The following is a 3,163-nucleotide window of genomic DNA, read 5'->3' as shown; positions in this document are numbered from 1 at the left end:
ACTATTATGTGGAAGTCTCTCCCTACGATTATCGTGTTGAAGAAGAACCGCTAAAAGAAGCTTACGTGCGTTGCGTGAAGAACTAGGACAGACAAAGTGAAACACATTTGATTCCCTCAAAATTTGGACCCGGGAGTGTTCGGGCTGAGGGAAGGTTAGGAAAGAATCCTGCGGAATGATCTGCAGGATTTTTTTGTGTTCTAGGGCATGTTCCTAGAATATGAAATTATGTTCTGAAATTACTTTATTTTGATAAATTTAGCCAAAAGTTGTAAAATTTCGCTAAAATCGCAATGTTTATATCCTAAATTGGCTAAAAAAGGTATATTTGTACCTATGAAGGAAATCGTTGAATATACGGATTACCGTAAGTATATCCGGGACTACTACGAAGAACGCAAGCGCAGTTCTGTGTTTTCGTGGCAGAAGTTTGCCCTGGATGCCGGATTTTCGTCGGCGGTGTTCCTGCAGTATGTCTGCGAAGGGAAAAAGAATTTGAGCGTCGGCTCGGCAGGCTCGGTGGCAAATGCCATGGGGCTTGTCGGTTTTGAATACGAATATTTTGTCTTGATGGTTTCGTACGCGCATGCAAAGAGCAACGAAGCTAAAAAGGCCGCTTTTGAGGAACGCTGTGCGCTGGCGAATGCTCACAAGGTTCGCGTGCTGGGTGACGAAGAATTCAAGTATTTCAAGTCTTGGAAAAATTCCGTAATCCGTGAGTTGGCACCGCACATGCCGGGGGCGAAACCGCTCGAGATTGCGCATGCCTGTAAGCCGAAAATTTCGGCGGCGGAAGTTTCCGAGACGCTCGATTTTTTGGTGAAGGCGAAGCTCCTGAAGAAGGACAGGAGTGGAAACTACCAGCAAACGGACAAGACGATTAAAATGGCGCCTGTGGAGGCCGTGCCGCTGGCCGCTCGCGATTTGCAGCGCCAGATGGGGGAGTTTGCCGTCAAGGCAATCGACTTGCCGATTTCGGAGCGCATGATGTCAGGTTATACGCTTGGGCTTACGCGTCGTGCGTACGAACGCATCAAGAAAGAGACTGAAGATTATTACCGTCGCGTGGTGGCGATTGCGACGGAGGAAGACGAAACGGAACAGGTCTACCGCCTGAACGTGCAGTTGTTCCCGTTGAGTGAACATTTGAAAACCGAAAAGGAAACCGTTTTAAAAAAGGGGCAGAGAAGATGAGGAAAATGATGATGAAAATGAATTCAATAGATTATGTGATGTGATTGATCATTTAACTGAAGAATAATTACTTGAAGGATTTGTAAAAGAAATTCTACTTATCCCATTCCATACCCAATCTATATTAGCCTTAATTGGAAAGAATTCGAATAAGCGCAAAAGTAATTTAGTTTCACCTACAAGTACTTCTATATTTTGTCCATTAACTTCTAAAGTAATACTATACTCTCCCTGAGTAATTTCAACTACCCTCCTCATCATATTATTGTCCAGATATTCATTTTTAACAATACAATTTCTAATTATTTCACCATCTTTATTTTCATCTAAATCATATTCATGAGCGCGTTTTGCTAAAGCGAGATAATTTTCCCAAGAACCAATAGCGTTTTCCATTTCTTCAACACTATTGATGCCTAATTTAGTGGCAATACTCTTCTTATAGAAGAAACCACCAGGTGTAGCTTGCCATGACAAACCGAGTAATTTACCATCGGTGCTTGTCGCGACACCTTTTGTATATTGATACATGTCATCTGTACCTTCAATATCATCGAGCGAAACTAATTTAGAATCTGCTGCTGTTTTTGAAGTAAAGTCTGCGATAACAGCGGCTTCAAGTGCAACGATATCTGGAATATTTTTTCCACTTCTTAAAGCGTTGTCTAAATCACTTTGAACTTGAGTGACTGTACTTTTGATGACAACTTTAACTTTTTTGCCTGTAGCTTCACGATAATAATCTTCAGCGATTTCTTTTAATTCACTAGAGAATGTCCAAGCGACAAGTGTTTCTCCTCCACCGCTTCCACAACCCACAAGCGCTGGGATTGTTAGAATTGGGAGAGCTAAAGCGAGTAATAATTTAGATTTTTTCATTTTTTCACCTCAACCTATATTTTTTACAGAAGTTCCTTCACAAATAAGAGCGGGAACAACTATTTTCCTTTTTTGAACTGGTTCTTTATTAATTAACTTAATAAGCGCCATTGCAGCTTCATAACCTATACTTTTGGCGTCTTGTTTGACTGTGACGATACTTGGATGCATAACTGATGCGATGTCGATACCGTCAAAACCAGTCACGGATATATTTGAAGGGACTTTCATCCCTAATTTACGAAGATATGGAATTGCATTAACAGCGGAATAATCGTCTGGATACATAATTACTGTTGGTTCAATACCAGATTTAAGTGCTAAATCCGTTTCTTTTTCTACAGAATCAATTGTGAAATAAGATCCTGGAATAACCATTCTTTCATCAAACTCAATCCCATTTCTTTTTAGACCTTCGATAAAACCTTCAAAGCGAATTTTAGCAATTCCTTTGTTTTGAGGAAGAATATAACAGATTTTTCTATGGCCTTTAGAAACTAAATAATCCACTAATTCACTAACAATTTCTTTGTTGTTTGATGTCAAGGTACAACCAGAACCTGGATTATCAAACGCAACTAATGGATAATCACTTTCAAATAAATGTTTGACTTTTGTTTCTGTCTTATTAGCGGAAATAACGAAGACACCATCAAATCCACGAGATTTAACTTTATCGAGATATGTATAAGGTGAATCTTCTTCTATTTTTGATAAGAAGGCTACATCATAACCATATTGTTCAACGACAATACGAAATGAGTTCAAGATGCTAGAGAACAAATAGTGACCGATTGATTTGTCATCATTAATATGAAGGAGGACACCAATCATCTTTGTTGTTTTATCAGCTTTAGCAAGACCACGAGCAGATTCAGAAGGGATATAACCTAATTCATGAGATACACGTAATATTTCTTCTCTTTTCTTTTTTGAAATCGTGCCTGTGTTGTTGAAAACCTTGCTGACAGTAGCAATTGAACAATTACATCTTTTAGCGATATCGTAAATTGTAGCACTCATAATTTTTACCTCTTATTTTGTTAATTAATTCTTAAAAAGAATTATCTTCCTTTTTAAAATTTGTATT

General features: G+C 38.8%; 3 protein-coding genes. 1 reads left to right on the top strand and 2 read right to left on the bottom strand.

Annotation, left to right across the window (positions count from 1 at the left end):
- Positions 1–336: 336 nt before the first annotated feature.
- Entirely contained in the window at positions 337–1,194 is an 858-nt protein-coding gene (locus Q0628_RS05010; RefSeq protein WP_298768740.1) for a TIGR02147 family protein, read from the top strand.
- Positions 1,195–1,242: 48 nt separating this feature from the next.
- Here the strand turns inward: Q0628_RS05010 and Q0628_RS05005 are convergent, their stop codons facing one another.
- A complete protein-coding gene (locus tag Q0628_RS05005; protein WP_298768738.1) occupies positions 1,243–2,073 on the bottom strand; it encodes an extracellular solute-binding protein in 831 nt (276 codons plus the stop codon).
- A gap of 9 nt (positions 2,074–2,082) precedes the next feature.
- Positions 2,083–3,096, bottom strand: coding sequence for a LacI family DNA-binding transcriptional regulator (locus tag Q0628_RS05000; protein ID WP_298768736.1), 1,014 nt, complete (start codon positions 3,094–3,096; stop codon positions 2,083–2,085).
- Positions 3,097–3,163: the final 67 nt, after the last annotated feature.

The organism is uncultured Fibrobacter sp., assembly GCF_937877005.1.
Lineage (GTDB): Bacteria > Fibrobacterota > Fibrobacteria > Fibrobacterales > Fibrobacteraceae > Fibrobacter.
Note: the sequence above shows the minus strand (reverse complement) of the source record. Positions and strands in the feature narration are given on the sequence as shown.

Bases quoted from the DNA above. Each gene is read 5' to 3' on its own strand.
- Q0628_RS05010 (WP_298768740.1), top strand. From the start codon at position 337: ATGAAGGAAATCGTTGAATATACGGATTACCGTAAGTATATCCGGGAC.
- Q0628_RS05005 (WP_298768738.1), bottom strand. From the start codon at position 2,073: ATGAAAAAATCTAAATTATTACTCGCTTTAGCTCTCCCAATTCTAACA.
- Q0628_RS05000 (WP_298768736.1), bottom strand. From the start codon at position 3,096: ATGAGTGCTACAATTTACGATATCGCTAAAAGATGTAATTGTTCAATT.